General features: G+C 61.3%; 20 protein-coding genes. 4 read left to right on the top strand and 16 right to left on the bottom strand.

The window, feature by feature from the left end; genetic code table 11:
- From QWU44_RS10225 to dacB, 15 genes are all read right to left on the bottom strand, one after another.
- The coding region (locus QWU44_RS10225) for a thioester domain-containing protein (RefSeq protein ID WP_370915578.1) at positions 1-1,045 on the bottom strand (1,045 nt) is incomplete at its 3' end.
- Between the two features lie 1,769 nt (positions 1,046-2,814).
- Positions 2,815-4,425, bottom strand: coding sequence for a lysine--tRNA ligase (gene lysS, locus QWU44_RS10220; protein WP_370915577.1), 1,611 nt, complete (start codon positions 4,423-4,425; stop codon positions 2,815-2,817).
- Between the two features lie 50 nt (positions 4,426-4,475).
- Positions 4,476-5,645: a globin domain-containing protein gene (locus QWU44_RS10215; protein ID WP_370915576.1), complete on the bottom strand. Its 1,170-nt coding sequence runs from the start codon at positions 5,643-5,645 to the stop codon at positions 4,476-4,478.
- 69 nt (positions 5,646-5,714) lie between these two features.
- Positions 5,715-6,173: an Rrf2 family transcriptional regulator gene (locus QWU44_RS10210; RefSeq protein WP_370915575.1), complete on the bottom strand. Its 459-nt coding sequence runs from the start codon at positions 6,171-6,173 to the stop codon at positions 5,715-5,717.
- Positions 6,174-6,386: 213 nt separating this feature from the next.
- Positions 6,387-7,292 (bottom strand): DUF2520 domain-containing protein, encoded by a 906-nt coding sequence (locus tag QWU44_RS10205; protein WP_370915574.1) that lies wholly within the window; start codon positions 7,290-7,292, stop codon positions 6,387-6,389.
- Positions 7,289-8,578, bottom strand: a complete 1,290-nt coding sequence (locus QWU44_RS10200; RefSeq protein ID WP_370915573.1) for a DUF6779 domain-containing protein — start codon at positions 8,576-8,578, stop codon at positions 7,289-7,291. Before QWU44_RS10200 ends, QWU44_RS10205 begins: the two co-directional genes overlap by 4 nt.
- A gap of 81 nt (positions 8,579-8,659) precedes the next feature.
- Positions 8,660-9,133, bottom strand: a complete 474-nt coding sequence (locus tag QWU44_RS10195) for a DUF3180 domain-containing protein (RefSeq protein WP_370915572.1) — start codon at positions 9,131-9,133, stop codon at positions 8,660-8,662.
- A complete protein-coding gene (gene folK, locus QWU44_RS10190; RefSeq protein WP_370915571.1) occupies positions 9,130-9,639 on the bottom strand; it encodes a 2-amino-4-hydroxy-6-hydroxymethyldihydropteridine diphosphokinase in 510 nt (169 codons plus the stop codon). Before folK ends, QWU44_RS10195 begins: the two co-directional genes overlap by 4 nt.
- Positions 9,639-10,025: a dihydroneopterin aldolase gene (gene folB / locus QWU44_RS10185; protein ID WP_370915570.1), complete on the bottom strand. Its 387-nt coding sequence runs from the start codon at positions 10,023-10,025 to the stop codon at positions 9,639-9,641. Before folB ends, folK begins: the two co-directional genes overlap by 1 nt.
- Positions 10,018-10,938: a dihydropteroate synthase gene (gene folP, locus QWU44_RS10180; RefSeq protein ID WP_370915589.1), complete on the bottom strand. Its 921-nt coding sequence runs from the start codon at positions 10,936-10,938 to the stop codon at positions 10,018-10,020. Before folP ends, folB begins: the two co-directional genes overlap by 8 nt.
- Positions 10,939-10,943: 5 nt before the next feature.
- On the bottom strand, positions 10,944-11,522 hold the full coding sequence (gene folE, locus QWU44_RS10175) for a GTP cyclohydrolase I FolE (RefSeq protein WP_370915569.1): 579 nt from the start codon (positions 11,520-11,522) through the stop codon (positions 10,944-10,946).
- The gene (gene ftsH, locus QWU44_RS10170; protein ID WP_370915568.1) at positions 11,506-14,139 is read right to left on the bottom strand and encodes an ATP-dependent zinc metalloprotease FtsH; all 2,634 of its coding nucleotides are present in this window, start codon (positions 14,137-14,139) and stop codon (positions 11,506-11,508) included. The genes folE and ftsH overlap by 17 nt, the downstream gene beginning before the upstream one ends.
- Before the next feature lie 183 nt (positions 14,140-14,322).
- Complete coding sequence (gene hpt, locus QWU44_RS10165; RefSeq protein WP_370915567.1) at positions 14,323-14,907, bottom strand: hypoxanthine phosphoribosyltransferase; 585 nt, start codon at positions 14,905-14,907, stop codon at positions 14,323-14,325.
- 64 nt (positions 14,908-14,971) lie between these two features.
- On the bottom strand, positions 14,972-15,988 hold the full coding sequence (gene tilS / locus QWU44_RS10160; RefSeq protein ID WP_370915588.1) for a tRNA lysidine(34) synthetase TilS: 1,017 nt from the start codon (positions 15,986-15,988) through the stop codon (positions 14,972-14,974).
- A gap of 5 nt (positions 15,989-15,993) precedes the next feature.
- Entirely contained in the window at positions 15,994-17,301 is a 1,308-nt protein-coding gene (gene dacB, locus QWU44_RS10155; RefSeq protein WP_370915566.1) for a D-alanyl-D-alanine carboxypeptidase/D-alanyl-D-alanine-endopeptidase, read from the bottom strand.
- Between the two features lie 254 nt (positions 17,302-17,555).
- Between dacB and QWU44_RS10150 the strand changes: the two genes are divergently transcribed.
- Both QWU44_RS10150 and QWU44_RS10145 read left to right on the top strand, forming a co-directional pair.
- On the top strand, positions 17,556-18,032 hold the full coding sequence (locus tag QWU44_RS10150) for an inorganic diphosphatase (protein WP_370915565.1): 477 nt from the start codon (positions 17,556-17,558) through the stop codon (positions 18,030-18,032).
- Positions 18,033-18,059: 27 nt separating this feature from the next.
- Positions 18,060-19,037 (top strand): ion channel, encoded by a 978-nt coding sequence (locus QWU44_RS10145; RefSeq protein WP_370915564.1) that lies wholly within the window; start codon positions 18,060-18,062, stop codon positions 19,035-19,037.
- A 315-nt stretch (positions 19,038-19,352) separates the two neighbouring features.
- Here QWU44_RS10145 and QWU44_RS10140 read toward each other — a convergent pair whose 3' ends face one another.
- Positions 19,353-20,156, bottom strand: coding sequence for an ABC transporter permease (locus QWU44_RS10140; RefSeq protein WP_370915563.1), 804 nt, complete (start codon positions 20,154-20,156; stop codon positions 19,353-19,355).
- Between the two features lie 199 nt (positions 20,157-20,355).
- Between QWU44_RS10140 and QWU44_RS10135 the strand changes: the two genes are divergently transcribed.
- Both QWU44_RS10135 and QWU44_RS10130 read left to right on the top strand, forming a co-directional pair.
- Complete coding sequence (locus QWU44_RS10135; RefSeq protein ID WP_370915562.1) at positions 20,356-20,655, top strand: rhodanese-like domain-containing protein; 300 nt, start codon at positions 20,356-20,358, stop codon at positions 20,653-20,655.
- 103 nt (positions 20,656-20,758) lie between these two features.
- The gene (locus tag QWU44_RS10130) at positions 20,759-21,211 is read left to right on the top strand and encodes a MarR family winged helix-turn-helix transcriptional regulator (protein WP_370915561.1); all 453 of its coding nucleotides are present in this window, start codon (positions 20,759-20,761) and stop codon (positions 21,209-21,211) included.
- The last annotated feature ends 20 nt before the right edge of the window (positions 21,212-21,231 follow it).

Below are 21,231 nucleotides of genomic sequence, written 5' to 3'. Positions count from 1 at the left end.
CGCTACGCCACGACACCTTCGCCTCGAAGCGTTGCGAGACGGGAGCGGAATTTTTCGCGACAACCAGCTCTTGGGCTGGGCCGTGTTCGGTACCTGAGTAGACGAGGCCCATTCCTGCGGTAACGATTCCGGTTCCTGTCAGTACCAGCTTCGCTTCCCCGGCTGCCGTGGCGCGAGGAACACGCACAGTAAACCTATCGCCCTTTGAAACCTCGACCGTAGAACCCACAGCCTTGCCGGTAGCCAAATTAACCAGTTCGATCCCTTCTGGTGCACCCTCAAGTGTGAGCTTGGCGTCGGCACCAGCTTCTGCCACCGAATAAGATCCGACATCGGATCCTGCTGCACCCGTGTCCACGGCTGGATCCAGCTTCAAGCTGAACAGCTCAGGTTTTTTCGCGGTAGATGCGCCGTTGTAAAGGTAATCTCGAACTTTTTCGAGGTTCCTCTTATCTTTACCCTTCACAAAATCAAGCGGATGTTGTTCACCTGGATAAAGGTTCATCCACACAGGTTCCGGAACATCTGGGTTGGTGTACTTCCAGATTGCGGCCTGCGTAGCACTTACAGCAGCCTTCTCGTCCAGCCCCGAGACTCCGACTGCTCGTTCAAGGTCAGCCAGTGACACTTCGGGGTAGCCGTGATCAAGAATCCATTTGACCTTCTCATCATTGGGGATGTTGTGATTCCCCAGATGGTCAATTTTATGCTCCCCTACTCGGTGTGGGATCGGCTGATTTGCACAATAGGCCTTTGTAATCCCACCATTCGGGAGATTAACATTCAAGAGTGCAGCCCACCGGAGATCCTTTTTCACCAATTCTTCGATCGGATAGTCTTTTGGATCAAAGGGCGGTTCGCCAGGTTTTGAGAGATAGAAAATATAACCAATGTCCCCCTCCGGAAAACCGCTTGCAGTTGTGGGCGGAAGTATTGCGGGTGATTCTAAGTGCGGGACCGCGACGGTAGCCCCCTCGTCCGCACGGACCACAGATAATTTCGGTACAACAAGCAAAGAAAATGCAAGAGAGAGGACGGTTGCCACCGCAACCATCCTCGATAATAAGATCCATCTTTGCGCCATAAGCACACCCTTCCAATCCGTCACAGCCCTCAACCATGGCCAGCCATCTAAGCTTTCCATGGTCAGAAACTTCGACATTCCAGACACTAATTCAACGAAAACGCTATATATCGTTAAAATAAAATTCCAGTAGCATATTTCGAGACACACAACCTAAGCCAGCACTACACGCTCGATTTTTGCTTCACATTCTGAAGATTCCCCACACACTTTCAGAAATCATAATATTTTACTAAACTTGATACGTGACGTAAATCACATATAAGAGTATTGCTCCAGCATACTGCAGCTCTAATATCGTGCTACCAAAATTTTGACTTGTTCATACGTTTTTTCACGGGTAGCAAATATCATCATGCTCTTTATGGATAAGGAAATATGTACCACTTCTTCTTTTTCACACTTATGCCTAACAGTAGGATTATCCCTACCCGACCCCCACCGTCACACCTGAGACACACCTGATAACACATCTGGATTGCCGAAAATGACCTAACGCCAATCACTTTATACAGAGCAAGAAATAAGAATTTCCAGAACCACAACGAGAATAGCCCCCTCCTATATTCCGAATGTTGCCCCAACCACCCCCTCATCGCACTATTTAAAGTAAACCCCTAAAGCAAAAAACCTTACAAAGGGAATGTAGAAAACAAAGATTCCCCACTGTCAGCAAAAAATTAGTTCCGCCACCTTTTACACCTATTAGACGACACCGACACCCCGGGCAAGCACCTATCGTAAGGCAGATAGGAGAACGTAAATTTCCACCGTTATGACATATATATCCAGAGGATTCCATCCCCCTGTAAACAAAGAAACGTTACATGAGACCCCTCTGGCCATTTCCGGAAACGTCCCCTCCATCGATCCAAAAGGAACCTCAAGCCGCAGGCATGGCGATGGCACGATTGGAGTTTTTCAATAGGAGCTATAGAATTTATATAAGGATAGATAACTGGCACTATATCGCTTGGCGCAAACTCAACAGCAGTTATTCTCATCAGATACCCGCCCCATGGACCCGGTCATACAGTTCGCACCGCCTGTTCCAGTACCATTGGGTAAATCCCGAAACTATTGATGGACTGTTCCGGCTGCACCAACGCGCCTGTTGCAGGCGAGAGAGACCTGGAACGTCACGCATGTCCCAGGTAAGTTTCACAAATCTGATCTTCCCCCAGATGGTTATCTCGAGTCTCGCCCCTCAGCAGATTCGACGCTTGCGTATGTCCAAGCATCAGTGATCCGGATATTCGAGACTTTTCTCCCCATCGGACGCCCACTCGAATAAAGTATCCACGCAGTCATCATTGATCTTCCAATTGGCGGATTCTTAACATTTCAACGCCATCGTGAAACCACAATCACTGGGAATAACCAGCTCCAGTATCGTTACTTATACGGTGACAAGGAGCCGTAGATAAAGCTATTCCTTTCCAACCAGCAGCTATCTGCCATGTACAACGACCGCGCAAACCGGGGTCACCGCATAACAACCATAGGTGTAAGGAGAACACTGTTGTAAATCAACCGGTGTGTCAAGCCAGTGATTACCTAAGTAACGGGAAGTACCGTTTTCTTCCCGCTACGCCGCCTGTGGTGGTGCCTGTTCAAACTACTTTCACATCACTGAAGCGTCCCCGCACCGTTCACGTGGTTAAGTCAATGCCTAACTCTCCGCTGAATGCCACGGAAGTTCTCAGCGGAGAGTTTGCAGCAGCACAGTTCTAGTGCCTGGACTCGGGTTTGACCATCGGGAACAGGATCGTCTCCCGGATACCAAGGCCCGTCAGGGCCATTAAGAGACGGTCGATCCCCATTCCGCAGCCTGCGGTCGGGGGCATACCTTGCTCCATGGCGGTGAGGAAGTCCTCGTCGAGAACCATCGCTTCATCGTCGCCGTCGGCTGCGAGCCGGGCCTGATCGACGAAGCGTTCACGCTGGATGACGGGGTCGATGAGCTCGGAGTAGCCGGTTGCCAGCTCAAATCCACGGACGTAGAGGTCCCACTTCTCGGTGACGCCGGGCTTATCACGGTGCTGGCGAGTAAGCGGAGACGTCTCAACAGGGAAGTCCCGGACAAAGACCGGGCCGTAGAGCTGATCCTCGCAGAGCACCTCCCAGATCTCCTCGACGAGCTTGCCGTGGCCCCAACCCGCGTTCTGCGGGACGGGGAGACCGATTACCTCCGCGATGGCTTTCAGCTCCTCGACGGTGCTGTCCACGGTGACCTCGGGCTGTCCGGGGAACTTACGGGCGAGAGCCTCATTGAGCGAGGGATACATCTCGAGGGTCTGCCATGTCTCCCCACCGAGGTCATACTCGGTGCCATCAGCGAGGGTGACCGTCGTGGAGCCGAACACCTCGGTGGCGACGGCCTGGATGAGATTCTTTATGGTCTCCGCGCCGTCGTCGTAGGTACCCCACGCCTGGTAGGTCTCCAGCATGGCGAACTCGGGACTGTGGGATGAGTCAACGCCCTCATTACGGAAGTTCCGGTTGACCTCGAAGACTCGGTCGATTCCGCCGACGACGCAACGCTTGAGGTAGAGCTCCGGCGCAATACGCAGGTAGAGATCAATATCAAGCGCGTTGGAGTGGGTCTGGAAGGGACGCGCTGCTGCACCACCGTGGAGGGTCTGGAGCATCGGGGTCTCGACTTCGAGGAAGCCCTCGTCTTCCAGATGATGGCGCAGTGCACGCATGACCTTGATCCGGGTGAGCGCGTTTTCCCGGGCTGCGGGCCGCATGATCAGGTCTGTGTAGCGGTGCCGGACGCGGGTATCCTCGCTCAGATCCTTGTGGGCGACGGGCAGGGGGCGCAGCGACTTCGAGGCCATCTGCCATTCGGACGCCATGACGGAGAGTTCCCCGCGACGGGAAGAAATGACACGACCGGTGACGGACACGAAGTCGCCGAGGTCGACGTCACTCTTCCAGCCTGCCAGTGCCTCCTCGCCGACCTCCGCGAGCGAGAGCATGGCCTGCACCTGGGTTCCGTCACCATCCTGGATACTGGCGAAGCAGAGCTTTCCAGTGTTGCGCACGAAGATGACGCGGCCCGCGATCGAGACTACGTCCCGGGTCTCACCGCCCTTGGACAGGTAGGTCACGCCGTCCTCACGCGCGACGGCGGCGGCGTCATCGGCGTCCTCGGGAAGAACCCGGTAGCGGTCCCGCAGGTCCGCGATGGACGTGCTGCGCTTCACCTCCACGGGGTATGCCTCAACGCCACCATCGAGCAGCCGGGACCGCTTCTCACGGCGGATGCGGAGCTGCTCCGGAACATCGTCGGCGTCGGGCGTGGTCACGGCGGGGTTCTTCTTCGTGTCAGTCACACCACGCCAGCGTAGTCGATACGTGTGTACCGATCACCCTTCGGGCAGGACTATCTGATGAGCCAGTCGTTCGGGGAGAACAGCTCGAAGTGCACGGCCTTCGGGGCGCGATCAGCCGGTAGAGCCGCGATCTGGTCGCGCAGTGCCTGCAGGAAGCCGTTTCCGCCGCACAGGTACACGGTCGCACCGGCGGGCAGATGCTCCGCGATATCGATCCGATCGCCGTTGGTGCGGTAACGGACCTCCATCGTGGCGCCGGGGATCTCGGCGACGTACGCGGCCATCTGCTCGCGCTGTGCGAAGTGTTCCTCGTCGATGTCCGCGTGCAGGACGGTCACCGGGCGCGAGGAACCGGTTGTCGCGAGGTGATACAGCATGCCGGTCATCGGGGTGGACCCGATTCCGGAGGATACGAGGACGACCGGGTTATCGGCATCGTCGAGGACGAGGTCACCGGCGGGCAGGGTCGCCTGGATGGTGTCACCGACGTTGACGCGGTCGCGGAGGAATCCGGAGACCTCACCCTCACGGCGGACCGCGATGGTCAGTTTCGTGGCGTCGCCGCCGATGATGGAATACTGGCGGAGCTGACGCGCGCCGTCGTCCAGTTTCACGCCGACCGAGGTGTACTGGCCGGGACGCGGGACCGAGAGGTCACCGCTCAGGGTGTAGACGGTCGCGTCACCGGGGAGATCGTATTTCTCGGTGACTGTGACATCACGGAATACCTCGCCTGGTTCGACATCGTCGGAGGCGTAGAGGTCCTCCTCGAAGTCGATCAGCACATCGGCCATGAGCCAATAGACCTCATCCCAGGCGCCGGCGATCTCCGGGGTGATCGCGTCGCCCAGGACGTCGACGATGGCGGCGAAGAGGTTGTCGTGGACGATCTGGTACTGGTCGCGGGTTACGCCGAGGGAGACGTGCTTGTGACCGATCCGGCCGAGCATCTCGACCGGGTCCGGGGCGTCTGGATCGACGAGCATGGTGGCGAAGGTGGCGATCGACGCGGCGAGCGCCTTGGGTTGCTCGCCTGCGGCCTGGTTGCCCCGGTTGAACAGATCGCTGATCAGCTCCGGGTGCGCGGTGAACATCTTGTCGTAGAAGATCGGGGTGATCTCATTGATGTGCGCACCGATCACGGGGAGGGTCGCGCGGACGATATCGGCGTTTTTCTCGGACAGCGTGCGGGAGGTGTCGGGCTGGGTGGTCACGAACATGAGCTGGGCGCTCCTTTATGAATGGTCTGCGGCGGGGTCTCGGGCTATCGACGTCCGCGTGGATGGGTGTCAGGGTGTGTGCGGTAGACCCAGCGCCACGGGCTTTCCCCGCGCCTTGGACGCATCGGCGATGAGATCCGCAACACGGAGATCATCGAGGCTCCGGTAGAACGACTCCGTGGCGTCCGCCAGCCGGTGCCGCAACAGGCAGTCGCCCTCCAGATAGGGGCAGGGCGACGGTCGGATGCAGTCGATCACAGGTGTCTGAGGTTCCAGCTCACGGAGAAGAGATCCGACGCTGCGGGCGGCGGCGGAGTCCTCAAGGACGACACCGCCGGTCCGTCCACGGAGACTCCGGACAACCCCGATCCGGGCGAGACGGGACACGACCTTGGCGACATGCCCTTCGGGTGCTTCCACCGCCGAAGCGAGTTCCGCGACCGTCATTCGTGGTCCATCGATGGCGGATCCCTCGCCGAGACGCATGAGCGTCCGTAGGGCCAGATCGGAGAACCGGGTCAGTTGCACACCTAAGAGCCTAGGTAAAACCGGTATCTGAAATTCGTGTTTCAGGATCAAGGGCGACAGTCCAACCGGGATACGACTGTCACGGTCCGACGCAGAAACCCACACGACACAGGGCGTTAGCGCGAGATGACATTGTTTATGCCTATGCAACCTGTGATGACCAGCATAAAAGATACTCTACGAAAGATTTCCCCAAAATAGGGGTAAAATCGGTCATTCCTCGCGTGGTGCAGGCCCTCCGGCATCACCGTCAGCCCACAACTCGATGTCGATGTCACCGAACGGAGTGAGCTCCGCGGTTCGCCTCGCCAGATCGCGATAGCTCCGGGCCGCCGCACCATCCGGAATACCCAAATCATGTTGCCGACGGACCGTATCCGCAGCAGCACGGTAGACGGGCCCCGCGACATTGTGATCCGGATCCACGAGAGCAATTTCAAGCATCCTGAGCGATGTCCGGCGCAGTAGTGCTCTACCGATCCCCTCCCTCGGACCACCGCTACGGAAATACGCCTCGTCGATCATCGAACAGGCGTCGTCGAATACACTCATGAGGTGTTCCGTCGCATGCTGCAACCCGGCAGCAAACGCGGGCCGCTCATTGTCCGGGACATTCACCATCCAACCGCCAAGTTCCGCGACGAACACCTCCGCGACGCCTTCGGGCGCTCCGGGATCTGCGGTCACGATCCACGGAGCACCCTCCAACTCATCACTGTCTCGAAGAACACCCGCCGTATCCGCAGTTCCGACTGGATACACCGCGGGATACAGCGCCATCACCAGTGCGACATGCGTGGCGAGGGGATCCAGTACCCGAATCCCTACCGAAACACACAGGTGGGCAACCATCTGCCGGGAGTTCACATGCGGAATGAGGCTGCGTACGGCATCCGTGAGATCTTCATCGGCAACACAGATCAGGATGAGATCACACCTGCCCAACGCATCGACATCCGTCTCCACTCGCCCCCAGCCACCGAAACGCGATGCGATATCGGTACGCACGGGATCAACAACGACCTCAACCCCGTGCCCGACACCATTCAACCGTTCAGCCAGTCCCGCAGCGATCCCGCCTGTACCGTAGAACCCCACCCGCAGTCGCGGAGCGGTCACTGATCGTCAGCCTGATTCTCCCGGAGGTGCTCCAGCAGTTCAGCGACAGACACCCCACCACGTTCATCACGCCGACGACGTCCGTGCCGCCGCTCCGTCGATTGCTCGTCCACTGCTCCCCCGCCAGTTTCCACTGCGTGTGCCGCCCGTCGTGCCGCCGAGCTGCCCGTGGCATCCCAGGGCACCGCCCCCATGGCACCGGTGTCAAAGCCTTTCTTCTGTGCGTCACCGTGACGGACGGAGCCGTCATTGTCACGCGACGCGGAGGTCTCGTCTCCCGTGTCCGCCGAGGAATGTTCTGCCGACTCCCCTCCGGGGGTCTCGTGCCGTCCACCACCGGCGATCAGGTAACTGGCATCCACAGGTACGGTTCCTCCCACACCTGCTTCACCGGTGATCAACGGATTAGGCTTCATCGCCGAGGGGGAGGTCAGCCAAGATGGCCTGCTCACCGGTGCGAACGCCCCCGTGGTGTCTTCGTCTGGGGTGTCCTCCTGCGAGGACTCCGGTTGAGCCGCTACAGCGCCCTGCTCTTCAGGAGCCGCTTCGACCTCCGTCGTGCCAGATTCGGAAGCCTCCGGGGTGCCCGTATCCCGTGTCCCCCGAGACATCCTCCCAGCCTGAGTGGAAGTTACTGCACCGGTGGCCGAGGCCGTAGTTTCAGGAACCACCTCAACTTCCTCGACGTCTGCCGCCTGTCCGTCCTCGACTCCGTCTCCCATGTCCGGCGGCACCTCCCCGGAAAGACCACTGTGCACCTCACGAGCCTCAGCCCCGGACGGGCCGGACAGCAACTCCTGAATCCGGCGGGCTTCCGCCTGGAGGGCAGCGGGTTCATAGCTCCACGTCTGGCCGCTCAGCGCCTCAAGCTGAGCACGCATGAAATCAAGCTGTTCCCGAATCTCCGCGAGAGTCGTATCCCGGTATTCATCGAGCGATTCGAGGAAACTCTGCTCGAGGATCAGTTCCTGTTCTCGGTGAACCGCGATCTCCCGTTCCAATTCCTCTTCATGCATCCGGTCCGCGAGTTTCCTGTCCCGACGTTCCGCGAGAACCTGCCCACGGTACCGGGAGACGAGAAACACACCGAGGACCGCCGCCCAGAGGGCGACGACGACACCGATCTTCAGTGCGATGTCACTCCCGGTGAAGAGCATCACCACGACAGCGATCACTGCGAGGAGAACCAGTACAACCAGTGCGATCTGCCACCGGTCACTGGTCTCCTCCACCGCCTGGTCCGCGGTGGAGCCGGGGGGTGTCACGGTCTCGTCGGTGTCGGTCATGGATACCAATGTACTAAAGGAAACGGCCTTGTTGCCCAGGCACGCAGGGACGACACCACCTGAATGACAATGATCGCCGTTTTACACCGCACCCGCAGGTTCCCCGTCCGGTGGCGGCGGGGCTTCACAGCTCCGTTCGAGGACGGCACCGGCAGTGGCCATCGCAACCCCACCGAGAAGTGAGAGCAGAACTCCTGGAAGGTCATCCGCTGCCGCCGTCAACATCCCGGACCTCGGGATCACGTAACTTGCCATTCCCAGGTAGGCGCCTCCCACCACACTGCCTGTCCACGCTGACGCCTTCCCGATGACGAGCCACTGCGCGACGGTAATCGGGTTCAACTGGCTCCGGTCCAGGCCGATCCTGCCCTTCTCCAGATACGTGCGAACCCGCCATGCCAGCACGCCGCAAAGCCCCGCCATGATCCACAGCGTGGCGGAGGCCGTCACAGAGATCGGGATGAGCATGGCATAGAATCGCCAGGTCAGGATCCCCGATACACCAGCGCAGAATAGTGCAGTCAACACGAGAAGGGGAATCGGGGTGGTCTTCATCGCGCGCACTCCCCGGAATGTTCTCCCGGTAACCGGACCCCCGCGACGTCTTCCGCGGCGAGGCCTTCGATGAGCTGACCGATGGGTACGCCGTTCAACCGGGCACCGGGATCGGCGGCAAACCAGGGGACCAGGACGAACGCACGCTCATGGGCGTGCGGATGCGGCAATGTCAGACGTGCCGTGTCACTGGTCACCTCAGTTCCGTTGTCCGTCGTGCACTGAACAATATCCACGTCGAGGGTTCGTGGTCCCCAACGGACCTCACGGATTCGACCTGCTGCATTCTCGAGTTCCTGGCATCGGTCCAACAATTCCTCCGGGGTTCCGGTGGTCTCAATGACGACAACCGCGTTGGCAAAGTCGGGCTGGTCCGTAACGCCCCACGGAGCAGTGTCGTACACGGGAGAAACGGCGACGGTTTCAGGGGCGAAATGCCTCAACACTCCGGAGACGGTACCCGCGGCCTCATTGAGATTGGCTCCGATGGACAGGACGGCCCGCATCAGGACGGCCCCTGACCCCGACCGCCGCGGGAACGGCGGGCGACCACTGCAACATCCCTGAAGTCCAGGGGAATGGGTGCGTTCGGTTTGTGCACGGTCACCTCGACCGCATAGAGCTGGGTGAATCGTCCCATCGCGGAATCGGCGATCTCCGCTGCGACGGTCTCGATGAGATCCCTGGGAGTTCCCGAAACGATCCGGTGCGCCAGTTCCGCCAGTTCTGAGTAGTCGACGGTCCTCGCGAGATCATCTCCCGCTGCGGCGGCAGAGAAATCCAGCCAGCACACGACATCGACGATGAACTCCTGTCCACCGGCACGTTCCGCGGGGAGAACCCCGTGACGTCCGTGGACCTTCAGTCCCCTGAGTTCAATTCTGTCAGCCATGTTCGGGTAAACCCCGTCCTTCCAGTTGGTTTTCACACATTTCGGACACCCCTTGACCACCCCTTGACCGCCACGCCGCAGCAACATCGACAGCGTCCCTGGAGACGGCAACGTCATGGACTCGGACCGCCCAGGCCCCATGGTGGGCGGCCAGCGTGGTCACCGCCGCAGTGGCGGGATCGGCGGATCCGGTGAGACCCCGATCCGTCCGCACCGCCGCGAGGAACCGTTTCCGGGAAGCTCCGACGAGAACGGGGTACGGCCCTGACGTGAACTCAGGCAGTGCAGCGAGCAGCGCCCAGTTGTCCTCCGCTGTCTTGGCGAAACCGAGTCCTGGATCGACGATGATGTTCTGCGGCTTGACTCCGGCTTCCTGCGCTTCCTCGACGAGCCTTCCGAGTCTCCGATGTACATCCGTGACAACGTCACCGTCAGTGTGCGCAGCTCCTGCGGCGTCCCCGAAACGGACGGTCTTCCAGTGCATGAGACAGACCGGGCGCCCCGATTGGGCCATGACGCGGAACATGTCAGGATCCGCCTGCCCACCCGAGACGTCATTGATCATAGAGACACCGGACTCCACTGCGGCGGCGGCGACGCGTGCCCGCATCGTGTCCACCGATGTGGGGATTCCCTCCTTCGCGAGGGCACGAATCACCGGAGTGATCCGCCGGAGTTCCACCTCCGGATCAACCCGGACGGCACCGGGCCGCGTGGATTCTCCCCCCACGTCGATGATGTCCGCACCGAGTGCGACGAGTTCGTGAGCGTGAGCCACTGCGACACCGGGGTCGAGGTAACGGCCACCATCGGAAAAGGAATCCTCGGTCACGTTGACTATGCCGATGACCAGGCACCTGTCACGGGACGGCAGCTCCTCTGGGAGTTGGCGACCCGGACAATAGTCGGTGATGTGGCTCACCGTTTCGCCCGGATAAGGCTCAGGGCCTCGGCACGGGAGGCCGCATTGCGTTGGAATCCACCCCGCACCGCGGAGGTCATCGTCGTGGCACCGGGTTTCCGGATACCTCGCATGGCCATGCACAGATGCTCACACTCAAGGACAACGATAACGGCCTGCGGATCCAGGCGCTGCACAAGAGCGTCAGCCACCTGCCGTGTCAGGCGCTCCTGCACCTGCGGCCGCTTGGCGTAGAGGTCCGCGAGTCGGGCGAGTTTGGACAGCCCGGTGACACGCCCGGATTTTCCGGGGATGTAGCCGATGTGTGCTACCCCGAAGAATGGGACGAGATGATGCTCACATGTCGAGTAAATGGGAATGTCCCGGACGAGAACAAGTTCCTGGTGGTCCTCATTGAAAGTCTTGGCGAGAACCTCCGAGGGATCCGCGTGCAACCCTGAAAACATTTCCGCGTATGCCCGGGCGACGCGATCGGGGGTCTCCCGGAGTCCTTCCCGGTCAGGATCCTCGCCCACTGCGAGGAGTAGTTCTCTGACGGCAGCCGCGGCACGATCATGATCAATCCCGACGCTCATCATTGTCCTCTCGGGGAGGTTCCCTGGTCACGTCTCCGAGTCCGATGACATCATTCGGGCTGGAGGATGGAGCTTCAGATGCGGTGTCCCTGGTATCTTTTTTCTCCGGGGAATGCTCCGGCTGCTCATGATCGGGGAGCCGGAAACCGATGAGTTCACCGTCACCGCTCGGTGCGGTATAGGTCTGCAGGCCCTCCACTCCGTCGGCAGGTTCGCCCGGACCGTAGAAAGCTACCCCGGGGTGTTCTCCGGTCGGCTGCGGTGCGGGCGTCCGGCTCCCGGTGTCGGAAGCGTACGGGTTGGGACGGGAACCGTCACGTGGCGGCCAGCCCGGGGCGGACCAACCTGGCGGCGGCGGAGTTCCGCCATAGGTCGGGGCACTGACATCGGCCTCACCGGAGGGGTTGTTCTGCTGCGGGAGTGAATGCCTGCCGGCTGTGTTCGCAGTCTCCGGAACTGGGCCCACCGGATGTGAACCGGTGGTGTCGCCGTATCCGAAAACGGTATTCTCCTGCGATGCCGACCTGCCGCCCCCCTCCTGCTGCGATTGTCCCCCGGGTGCGGGATCCCCGTGGGGATTCTGCACCGGAGCGGGACCACCGAGGGCAGCGAGCTGCTTCTCACGGCGAGCACGGGCCGCCTTGGATGCCTCTAGGAGAGAGAACTTCTTCGGGGGCTCTTCACCTCGCTCGATCGCGAGTTCCGTTGGGGTTTTCACCGGCTCACGGCCGATCTGTCGCGGGAAGTCGTTGTCCTCACCCCGGAAAACCTCCACCCCGTCGCGCGGGGTGATGTCCGTGAACAATGCCTCGAGGTCGGGGCGGCGCAGAGTCTCCTTTTCCAGAAGCTTTTCCGCCAGGCGATCGAGGGTTTCCCGGTTGTCCCGGAGGATGAGGTATGCCTCGCGGTGAGCCTTGTCCAGAAGATACCTGGTCTGCTCATCGATCGTGGCGGCCACAGCGGGAGAGTAGTCAAGGCTTCCGCCTGCACCACGACCGGAAAACGGGTCACCCTGTTCCTCGCCGTATTTGACGGTGCCGAGTTCAGGTGACATTCCGTATTCAGTGAGCATGGCGCGGGCGATCTTGGTTGCCTGCTCGATGTCGGAGGACGCTCCGGTGGTGGGCTGGCCGAAGACCAGTTCCTCGGCGGCGCGACCACCCATCGAGAACACGAGGCGGGCGAACAACTCGGAGCGGTTGTACATACCCTTGTCGTCCTCGGCTGCGGTCATGGCGTGTCCACCGGTACGACCGCGGGCAAGAATGGTGACCTTGTAGACGCGTTCGATGTCCTTCATCGCCCAAGCGGCGAGCGTGTGACCACCCTCGTGATAGGCGGTCACCTTCTTCTCGTGCTCGGAGATGATCTTGCTGGAACGGCGGGGGCCGCCAACGACGCGGTCAGTGGCTTCCTCTAGCGCATCTGCGGTGATGACGTTGCCGCCAATGCGCGCAGTGAGCAGGGCGGCCTCATTGAGAACATTGGCCAGGTCTGCGCCGGACATACCGGCGGTGCGCTTGGCGAGGGAGTTCAGATCTGCGTCAGGGGCCAGGGGCTTGCCCTTTGCATGAACCTTGAGGATCATCTCGCGACCCTTGAGATCGGGATTCGTGACCGGGATCTGACGGTCGAAACGACCGGGTCGCAGGAGAGCGGGGTCTAGGATGTCAGGCCGGTTGGTCGCGGCAATGAGAATGACCCCCTCACGGTCACCGAATCCGTCCATCTCAACGAGCAACTGGTTGAGGGTCTGCTCACGTTCATCGTGCCCACCGCCCATACCGGAGCCCCGCTGACGTCCGACAGCATCGATCTCATCGACGAAGATGATACAGGGACTGTTCTCCCTGGCCTGCTTGAACAGGTCACGGACCCGGGAGGCACCGACACCGACGAACATCTCGACGAAGTCGGAACCGGAGATGGAATAGAACGGCACACCCGCTTCACCGGCGACAGCGCGAGCCAGCAGTGTCTTACCGGTTCCGGGTGGTCCGTAGAGGAGGACACCACGTGGGATCTTCGCACCCAGTGCCTCGTAGCGCGAGGGGTCCTGGAGGAAGTCCTTGATCTCGTGGAGTTCGTCAACCGCCTCATCAGCGCCGGCGACGTCACCGAAGGTATTGGTGGGCATGTCCTTGTTGAGCTGCTTGGCCCGGGAACCGCCGATACCAAGCATGCCCATTCCGCCCCCCTGCATACGGGAGAAGAAGAAGATCAACAGACCGAAGACGATGAGCATCGGGAGCATAACGCTCAGCATCGAGCCAATGAAGCTCTCCCGGGTGACCTTGGTCGTGTATTTCTCCGCCTCAGCGGACTGCACCTTGTCGAAGATGATCGGCGTAGTCCGGGCCGGGTATTCCGCGATGATCTCACTGATCCCGTCGTGTTCCTCGACGGAGATCTCATCCTTGAGTTTCAGCCGGAGCTGCTGCTCCCGGTCATCGATCTGAACCTCCTTGACATTGTGCTCATCGAGCTGCGCCAACGCGATGGAGGTATCCACCTTGCGGTAGCTACGGGTGTCATCGGTCAAAACGGTCATCACATACAGGGCAATGAAGATGACCGCGGCGACGGCACCGATCCTCAGTAGTTTCTTGTTATCCATTCACAAGCCAAGCCGGCGGCGGTCCGACCGGGTGCGGTCGGGCGGCGAACACCGGCCCCTTTCTTTTCAAGTCGTTGTGGAGCACGGACAGCATACGGGTGGGCGTCCCGCGCCGGAAGGATCTTCTCCGCCGCAGTTCACACACAGGATACCCGCGTGGCCGCGGAAACCCGCGGGTTGAGGTCAGCCTGTGTAGACGCTGGGGTGCAGCCTGCCCACGTAAGGCAGGTCGCGGTAGCGCTCGGCATAGTCGAGGCCGTAACCGACAACGAACTCGTTGGGGATGTCGAACCCGATATCGGAAAACTCCACCTTCGCCCGGACAGCCTCCGGCTTGCGGAGCAGGGAAATGACCTCGAGGCTTTTCGGTCCTCGGCTCTTCAGGTTCTTGAGCAGCCAGGAAAGAGTGAGCCCGGAGTCAATGATGTCCTCCACGATGAGGACGTTCCGGTCGGCGATGTTCCGGTCAAGATCCTTCAGAATCCGCACCACTCCGGACGATGAAGTGGCATTTCCGTACGAGGACACCGCCATGAACTCCATCTGGGAGGGAATGGTGAGTGCCCGGGCGAAATCAGTCATGAAGAAAACCGCGCCTTTGAGCACCCCGATGAGGATGAGATCGTCCTCATCATCGGCATGCTCCGCGGACACTTTCGCAGCCATCTCCGCCACCCGGCGCTGTAGATCCGCTTCACTAACCAGGACCTTCTCCACGTCGGTTCCGTAGGCACCGTCGGGGACCGGGATGTTCTTCTGTTCATGCATGGTGTGTGTCGACCCTTCGTCGTCGTTCGCCCGCCATTCGGGGAACCCAGTCACCGGGTGTCCGTCAGCGCGCGCTCACAGTCAGAATGCCATTGTGCCGCATCACAACCAACCTGCGCCCGTCGGAGGTTCCTCCCACCGCGACCGGACCCTGTCCGTGCCAATCCGTCAAAAGCGTGTCGACGCCTGCGATACCGCGTGCGGTCACCACCGCCCCGTTGGCGCGGAGGAAATGAGCGAGGATCCGACGTCGTAGTGCGGGATGTTCGCCGCCGACGCTCACCGGTAGGGAACCTGGGGTGGTGCACCCGGAGTGGTCCCGGTGTCTCCGGAGCGCGTCGGCGGCGAGTGCATCGAGCAATTCCGCGTCCTCCGTCGCCTTAGCCGACGCCTCCGCGAGAGGGGGAACCGCATCACCTCCGATCATTTCGGAGAGCGCGGGGATGATCCGCCCGCGTACCGACACCCGACGGAACCCCTGATCCGCATTGTGCGGATCCTGCCACGGGGTGAGACCCAGTTCTTGGGCGGCACCAACGGTGTCCGCGCGACGGACCCGGAGAAATGGTCGCAGAAGTGAAACCGGTGCGTTCGTTCCCGCGGTTCCCGGAACCGTCCCCTCCTCCGACAATCCACCGGAGATTCCCCGGAGTGCCGCGAGCACCATCGTCTCGGCGGAATCGTCCAGAGTGTGCCCGACCCACACCGGTGCCGAGATTCTTCGGGCCACCTCCGCGAGTGCGCTGTAACGGGCGTCCCGCGCCGCCGATTCCAGGCTTCCCGCGAATGCGGCCGGGTCAACGGCGACAACCTCTGCCGTCGCCCCCATCGAACGACTCTGTTCCGCCGCCCGGCTAGCTTGTGCACCACTACCCGGCTGCAGACCGTGATCGACGCATACCGCGTGAACAGCTACGTCTTCAGCCAGTGCCGCTGCCGCGAGCATCAGGGAGTCCGGGCCTCCAGATACCCCAAGCACCGCCGGGCCCCCGCCCCTGGCGAAGCGTCGGACGGCCACTCTGAGGGTGAGGAAGCGCGGACAGATACGGGGCAAAGGTACATCACCGATGCGGGGCGGCACCTCGGTCACCCACTCCGGAGCGCGGAGGCGAGTGTATCGAGAGCTTCTCTGGCGGGCAGGATCGCAGAGTCGTTGGAGATAAACGCGAAGGTGTAGACACGTCCATTTTCCGAGGTTACCGTACCTGCGAGCGCGGAGGTCTCGGTGAGGGTTCCGGTCTTCGCCCGGACCCAGCCACGACCTGCCCGGTCCCCGAATCTGTTGCTCAGTGTGCCGGTGGCTGCGGCAACCGGCAGGGTGTCCAACAGTGCCCGAAGCTCGGTGCCCCGCACCGCAGCAGTGAGGACGGCGTCAAGAAGCGCAGGTGAGACAGCATCTGATTCGGAAAGCCCCGAAGTGTCATCGAGACGGGCACCGCCGACGTTGATTCCCCGTTCACGGAGGGTGTCGAGCACAGCGCGTCCGGCGTTGGCACTGTCCGTCGGCAGGCCCCGGGCGAGTGCGACCTCACGCCCGATAGCCTCGGCTGCGATGTTGTCGCTGTCACGCATCATGAGACGGAGCCGGTCGATGAGGGGTTCCGAGGTCACCGAGGCGAGTTCACGAGCCTCGACGGGGGCTGTGACGTGGCCTGAATGTCCGCCCCCCAGCCGCTCTCCGAGCCTGCGTGCAACATCCATTGCGGGCTCGGCGCTACGTGGGCCATGACTGACGGTAGCGTCAAGCAATCCACGGTCGGCCATGACCGGTTCTATCGGGGCAATGAAACCGGCCTCGATATCCTCCCTGGACCATCCGGGAGCAAACGTGTCCGTGGACCAGCGGGAGGTGTCCACCATGACGTCGACCGGAGCATCACCGGGCATTCCGGCCCGGATCTGAGCGGCGAGATCATCGAGTTTCGCCGCGGTCAGATCAACGTCACCAGCTCCAACGAGGATTGCGGTACCGGGTTCGGTTCCCTCGACGACCCTCGTGGTCACCGTCTGCTCCGGACCAAAGGTGAGCAGTGCTGCGGCCGCCGTGAGGATCTTCACCGTCGACGCAGGGCGCACCTCCTGGTCTGGGGTTCTCACCCAGGTCACGGTACCGGTGGTGGCATCCGTGACAGAGGCCACCAGGTGCCCGAGTCGTGGGTCTGTGGCGAGTCCGTCGAGTCTGGCTACGAGGTCGGCGGTGTCTGGAACTGTGTTGGCGTCTCCATCTGTGAGGATCGGGGTAAACGGCTCTGCGGGGACCTGGATTTCGAGGGCAGCACCGTGGTTCAACTCACGGCTGGCACCATCCCGGGCCACGGCGACGGTAGCCACGCCACCGGCGAATGCCACCACGAGGATCGCGGAGGTCACCCACCACCAGTCCTTGAGCGTCATGCCATGCCTTCCCGAGGTTCCACCGGGTCCGTCTGTCCCGGACCGTCGGCCACCGTGTCACGGTGTTGCGGGCATGATCCTAGTGCACCCCGACGGGACCGCACACCGCCAAGGCTAGGATGGGGATGATCACGGGCCCGGGATGATCTCGGCCCCGATTACAACCACCGCAGTCGATCCTGCGCGCTGATTCCGGTACGGCTCGCCGCCCGGACACGAGGTGCCGCAGGGAAAGGAACACGGCAACACACGCCATGAGCATCGAAGTCACTATCGAGATCCCCAAGGGTTCCCGCAACAAGTACGAGGTCGACCACGAGACGGGCAAGGTCTACCTGGACCGCTACCTGTTCACCCCGATGGCCTACCCGGCCGACTACGGCTTCATCGATCACACCCTCGGCGAAGACGGCGACCCGATGGACGCACTGGTCATCCTGCCCGAGCCCGTCTTTCCCGGTGTCATCGTCAAGGCCCGCACCGTCGGTGTGTTCAAGATGACGGATGAGGCCGGCGGCGACGACAAGCTGCTCTGTGTCCTGGACGACCCGCGCTTCGATCATCTGCAGAACATCGACGACGTCTCCACCTTCCTCCGCGACGAGATCGAGCACTTCTTCGTCCACTACAAGGATCTGGAACCCGGTAAAGAAGTTCAGGGGGCCGGTTGGGGCGACAAGTCCGAGGCCGAGCAGATCCTGCAGGCTTCCGTCGAGCGCTACAAGGGTTAGCGAACCGGGCATGGCACACTGATCGTCATGCCCGCCACCCCAGACGAGAGCACCGGAACAACAGCGGACCCGGATCAGGGAGTGTCCTTCCCTGCCCGCCTGAAGTACGCCTATCTCACGGTCTTCCACCCTGAGATCCCAGATGACGCCCCACCGCAACAGCGGTGGGAGGCACGGGTCGAGGGGCCGATGATCATCGTCTCCATCATTTTCCTCATCCTCTTCATCTGGGCGTCCATCGGCAGAGCCGATGCCCGCTGGACCCGCATCGCCGAGTACGGCATGTGGTTGACCTGGTGGGCATTCATCGTGGACTACATCACCCGGCTCTATCTCGCGGAGGCCCGCATCCGGTGGTTCTGGCGGCACTTCCACGAGTTCCTCCTGGTGGTGCTGCCCTGGTTCCGGCCGCTGCGGCTGCTGCGGATCCTACCGGTGATCTTCCTGGTCCAGCGGTTCTCGGCGTCGAACAAGCGGGTCACGGTGGCCGCCTACACCGGCGTGGCCTCGGTACTACTGATCCTGATCTCCGCACTGTCCATCTACGACGTCGAGCACGGTAACCCCGAGTCGCAGATCACCACCTTCTTCGACGCCGTCTGGTGGTCGATAGTGACGGTGACAACGGTCGGTTACGGCGACATCACCCCGGTGACCACCGGAGGCCGGTACATAGGAATCGCCGTGATGCTGGGTGGTATCGCGGTCGCCGGTGTCGTCACCGCAACGTTCGCGTCGTGGCTGGTCCAACAGGTCGAGGACGAGGACACTGCCGCGCTGCAGGACCAGCAGCGGGCGGTCACGCGGGAGCTCAAGGGGCTGCGCTGTGAAATCGACCAACTCCGGGACCAGATCAGCCGGATGACTGAACAGCAAGAGCATCTGCTCCGGCATCTGTCCGCCACCGGCGGCCAGTCACCGGCTGTACCTCCGACTCCACCGAAGAAGGAGCAGCACTCCCGCAGTAAGCGGGGCTGGCCCCACCGCCACAAGGAATCTGACTAGGCGGTTGTCGTACGACCGTATGCCCGACACACCAATTCCGGTTTGCCACAGAAACTGATGGCAGGGGTTGTGCGGCAGCCGCCCCTGTTGTTCTGGCCGTGATGGATGCGGAGCAGACGAGAATATGCACGAAACGCAGGAAGACTGTGTTCCTTTGTCCCCCATCCCCGGTGAGGGACAAGGCCCATGCCGATTGTTTCTTCTGCGTTTCCACGACGTAAACCACCCCACAGACTGCTTTACCCCAGCGGGAATTTTCACCGCCCCACCAACCTGGAATCCGGCTCGAACGCCTGAAGCCGGTCGATGTGACGGTCAGAGCAGGCGCCAGACAACGAAATACTCGGTGATCATCAGCGCGGCCGTGGACACGGCGAGAATCGCGATGATCACGAACAACTGCATTATGCCCGCTTCCATCGGCGTCGCTCCGCCCAGGATCATGCCGACAAATGCCCCAGGAATCGTGACCATCCCGACGGTCCTGGTGGTGTCCATGGTCGGCACGAGTGCCGCGCTGGCGGCCCGCTCCGCCACGAGCATCCGGGCCTGAGTGTCCGTGAATCCGAGGGAAAGTGCGGCTTCGACCTCACCCCGCCCGGACCGGAGTTCCTCATGAACCCGTCGTCCGGTCAGTGCGGAAACCGCCATGCCGTGCCCGATCAGAATGCCGGTCACGGGAATGACTGCCAGTCCCCGCAGATCAAGGATCCCCGCGAGAAGCAGCGCAGCGACGAGAAGGAATGGCACCAATCCGACGGGAACGGTGAGGATCAGGATCTCCCGGATCCGCTGGCTGAACGGTATCCGGGAACGTTTCTTCCGGGACAGATTGCCTCCGCCGCGGGCGACGAGAATTCGGCCGTGCGCCGTCTCGGCGGCGGTCAACGTGATCGCGGTGAGAAAAAGGATGATTGACCACAGGTGGCTCACAGCGAAGTCGAGAATGAGTCCGAGGACCAGAAGCTGCACCGTCGCCCGGATCGCGGACCAGGGAATGAGCCTCGCATGTTCGGTCCGCCCCACTCTGGCGAGAACGGCGGCGACGGTGACGAGGAGGACCAAAGCAACCACGAGTGGCCAGCCGAAATTGAACATCGTGGTATGGGTTCCCTGCATGTGGTCAGTCTATGGCGTGGGGGTAGATAACGATTGGCGTAATCCGACATCCCAGTTCGCTCCACCCCTGAATCTCCCCATCAGGTTTCGCAATTCCGCAGGTTGCACCGATTCGGCGGGTAGACTTCCCGGTGTCCGATCTCTGCACCCGTCCGGGCATCCTCCGGGCGTCTCTCCCCTACGAACCGAAGGTCTTCACATGGATTCCGTCTCACCCACCGATGTCCCCGCCAACGCTCAGCTCATCGATGTCCGGGAGACCACCGAGTTCGCCGAGGGGCATGCCGTCGGTGCCGTCAATATTCCGATGAGCGAGATCGTCGGCCGTCTCGATGAGCTCGACCAGGACCGCGAGCTCTACATCATCTGCCTGTCCGGTGGCCGATCCGCCCAGGTCTGTGAGTACCTGGGTCACCGTGGGGTCGATGCCATCAACGTCGAGGGTGGTACGTCAGCGTGGCGTGCCGCCGCACTCCCGATGGAGCTCCCCGGCACCTAATGTCCGCAGTGCGGGCAATTACGTCCACGAGCCACACCACACCTAATCATGGATACAGACCAATGTTTTCCATATGCCATGTTAGGGGGCTAATATGAATGGTATGGCAGCTACACCGGTCGTTCCCACCGCACTCCTCGAATCCCCATCCTTCCAATTGGAGCGGCTCCGCCGCCGCACCCGTGATGAGGTCGAGGGGGCACTCACCCAAGAAGGAACAGGACTCCGTGAGTACTGGGTTCTTACCTGCCTCGTCGAGAAATCCGCGGCCAGTCAGACTGCCCTGTGTGAACTACTCGCATTCGACGCCTCCGACATGGTCCGCCTGATCGATGGTCTGGAGAAGCACTCCTGGGTTAAGCGTGAACGTGACCAGAAGGACCGTCGCCGCCAGATTGTCGCAGCCACGAAAAAAGGCCGCACGGCACAGAAGAAGCTCGCGGCCATCGTCGCCGAGGCCGAGGACCGCGCCCTCGACGAATCCACCTCGAAACAGTTGAAACACCTCCGTAAGCTCGCGAAGGCGATCATCGCCCTCGATGTCGATGAGCACTGATCCCAACCGGAAAGCGCCCC

Source organism: Corynebacterium sp. CCM 9203 (assembly GCF_041357675.1).
GTDB lineage: Bacteria > Actinomycetota > Actinomycetes > Mycobacteriales > Mycobacteriaceae > Corynebacterium.
The sequence above is the reverse complement of the archived record's forward strand: the minus strand, read 5'-3'. Positions and strand labels throughout refer to the sequence as shown.